Here is a 3,104-nt window from a genome sequence, read left to right as displayed (position 1 = left end):
GCCAATTTCGGCGAAGAAGCTGACGTCTCCGACGTCGGTTCGGTTCTGAGCGTCGGCGACGGCATCGCCCGGGTTTATGGCCTGGACAATGTGCAAGCCGGCGAGATGGTGGAGTTCCCCTCCGCCGGGGTGAAGGGCATGGCCCTGAACCTGGAACGCGACAACGTCGGTATCGTGATCTTCGGCGACGACCGCGCCATCTCAGAGGGTGACGAAGTCCGTCGCCTGGGCGAGATCGTGGACGTGCCGGTCGGCAAGGGCCTTCTGGGCCGCGTCGTCAACCCGCTGGGCGAGCCCATCGACGGCAAGGGCCCGATCGTCGGCGCCGCCGAGCGCCGCCGCGTGGACGTGAAGGCGCCGGGCATCATCCCGCGCAAGTCGGTGCACGAGCCCGTGCAGACCGGCCTGAAGGCCATCGACTCGCTGATCCCGGTCGGCCGCGGCCAGCGCGAACTGATCATTGGCGACCGTCAGACCGGCAAGACCGCCGTGGCGATCGACACCATCCTGAACCAGAAGTCGATCAACGCCGGCACGGATGAGAGCGCCAAGCTCTACTGCATCTATGTCGCCATCGGTCAGAAGCGCTCGACCGTCGCCCAGATCGTCAAGACCCTCGAGGAGCGTGGCGCGCTCGACTACACCATCGTGGTCGCCGCCACCGCCTCGGAGCCGGCGCCGCTGCAGTTCCTGGCTCCCTTCGCCGGTTGCGCCATGGGCGAGTGGTTCCGCGACAACGGCATGCATGCCGTCATCATCTATGACGACCTTTCCAAGCAGGCCGTCGCCTATCGTCAGATGTCCCTGCTGCTGCGCCGCCCGCCGGGTCGCGAAGCCTATCCGGGCGACGTGTTCTATCTGCATAGCCGCCTGCTGGAGCGCGCGGCCAAGCTGAACGAGGACAACGGTTCCGGCTCGCTGACCGCCCTGCCGATCATCGAGACCCAGGCCAACGACGTGTCGGCCTACATTCCGACGAACGTGATCTCGATCACCGACGGCCAGATCTTCCTGGAAACCGATCTGTTCTTCCAGGGCATCCGCCCCGCCGTGAACGTCGGCATCTCGGTCAGCCGCGTGGGCTCCTCGGCCCAGATCAAGGCCATGAAGCAAGCCTCTGGCCCGATCAAGGGCGACCTCGCCCAGTATCGCGAGCTGGCCGCCTTCGCCAAGTTCGGCTCCGACCTCGACGTCACCACCCAGCGCCAGCTCGCCCGGGGCGAACGCCTCACCGAGCTGCTGAAGCAGCCCCAGTACTCGCCGCTCGCGGTCGAGGAGCAGGTCGCGGTGATCTACGCCGGCACCCGCGGCTATCTCGACACCGTCCCGACCGCCCAGGTCGGCCGCTTCGAGACCGAGCTGCTGAGCCGCCTGCACGGCAAGCACCAGGACATCCTGGACACCATCCGCACCTCGAAGGAGTTGAAGGCGGATACGGAGGCCAAGCTGAAGGACGCTCTGGAAGCCTTCGTGAAGACCTTCGCCTAAGATCACGCTGGAGCATTAGGAGATGGCCAGCGTCAAAGAGATGCGCGATCGGATCAAGAGCGTGGATTCCACGCGAAAGATCACGAAAGCGCTGCAGATGGTCGCCGCGGCCAAGCTGCGTCGCTCGACCGAAGCCGCCCAGAACGCCCGGCCCTATGCTCAGCGCATGGCCGCGGTGATCGCCAACCTGGCGGCGGGCGTCTCCGGCGACGGCGCGCCCAAGCTGCTGGTCGGCACGGGCGCGGATCAGAAGCATCTGGTGGTCGTGGCCACCTCGGACCGTGGCCTGGCGGGGGGCTTCAACACCCAGATCCTGCGCGCCGCCCGCGAAACGATCCGTACGCTCATCGCCGAAGGCAAGGACGTGAAGGTCCTGACCGTCGGCAAGAAGGCCCGCGACCTGCTGCGTCGCCAGTACGGCGACCGCATCCTGTTCAGCACCGAGGCCGGCGTGCCCTCCCTGGCCGTCGCCCAGCCTGTGGCCGAAAAGATCACCGAACTGTTCGAGGCCGGGGAGATCGACGTCGTCACCCTGATCTACAGCCGGTTTGTCTCGGTGGTCACCCAGACCCCGACCGTGCGCCAGCTCATCCCCGCCCAGATCGAGGGCGCCGCGGCGACCGTCGACCTGAAGGGCGCGGCCTACGAATACGAACCCGACGAAGGCGCGATCCTCGAGACCCTGCTGCCGCGCAACCTCACCGTCCAGGTGATGTCGGCCATGCTCGAGAACCAGGCCGGGTTCTACGCCGCCCAGATGGCGGCCATGGACAACGCCACCCGCAACGCCGGCGACATGATCGCCGCGCTGAACCTGCTCAAGAACCGTACTCGCCAGGCGCAGATCACCAAGGAGCTGATCGAGATCATCTCCGGCGCCGAAGCGCTCTAACCGAAAGAGTCCGACCCAATGGCTACGACCCCTAAGGCCCCCGCCAAGAAAGCCGCCGCCCCGAAGGCGGCCGCCGCGACCACGGCCCCCACGGCCAAGGCGCCCGCCGCCGCCAAGGCTCCGGCCGCCAAGAAGGCGACCACGCCGAAGCCCGCCGCCGTCGCCGGCGTGGCCACCGGACGGATCGTCCAGATCATCGGCGCCGTCGTCGACGTGGAGTTCGACGGCCCGCTGCCGTCGATCCTGAACGCGCTGGAAACCACCAACACCGACCAACGGACGGGCGCGCCCTTCCGTCTGGTGCTGGAAGTCGCCCAGCACCTGGGCGAGAACACCGTCCGCGCCATCGCCATGGACACCACCGAGGGTCTGACCCGCGGCGCGCCCGTGACCGACACCGGCCGCGCCATCACCGTTCCGGTGGGCCCGGCCACGCTCGGCCGCATCATGAACGTCATCGGCGATCCGATCGACGAAGCCGGCCCGATCGACACCAAGTTCTATTCGCCGATCCACCGCGACGCCCCGTCCTTCGCCGAGCAATCGACGTCGGCCGAAGTGCTGGTCACGGGCATCAAGGTCGTCGACCTGCTCTGCCCCTACACCAAGGGCGGCAAGATCGGCCTGTTCGGCGGCGCCGGCGTGGGCAAGACCGTGACCATGCAGGAGCTGATCAACAACATCGCCAAGGCCTACGGCGGCTATTCGGTGCTGGCCGGGGTGG

General features: G+C 67.4%; 2 protein-coding genes and 1 pseudogene. All 3 read left to right on the top strand.

Translation table 11 applies throughout. The features are described 5' to 3' along the window. Window positions 1-1,488, top strand: a 1,488-nt coding sequence (atpA, locus tag RMO04_RS05685; protein ID WP_309643820.1) for a F0F1 ATP synthase subunit alpha, incomplete at its 5' end; no start/stop codon positions are given. 22 nt (window positions 1,489-1,510) lie between these two features. After that, window positions 1,511-2,380 (top strand): F0F1 ATP synthase subunit gamma, encoded by an 870-nt coding sequence (locus RMO04_RS05680; protein WP_309643819.1) that lies wholly within the window; start codon window positions 1,511-1,513, stop codon window positions 2,378-2,380. An 18-nt stretch (window positions 2,381-2,398) separates the two neighbouring features. Further along, window positions 2,399-3,104, top strand: a pseudogene (locus tag RMO04_RS05675) (F0F1 ATP synthase subunit beta); the annotation flags it as partial.

It is taken from the genome of Phenylobacterium sp. (assembly GCF_031412415.1).
Lineage (GTDB): Bacteria > Pseudomonadota > Alphaproteobacteria > Caulobacterales > Caulobacteraceae > Phenylobacterium.
The sequence above is the reverse complement of the archived record's forward strand: the minus strand, read 5'-3'. Positions and strand labels throughout refer to the sequence as shown.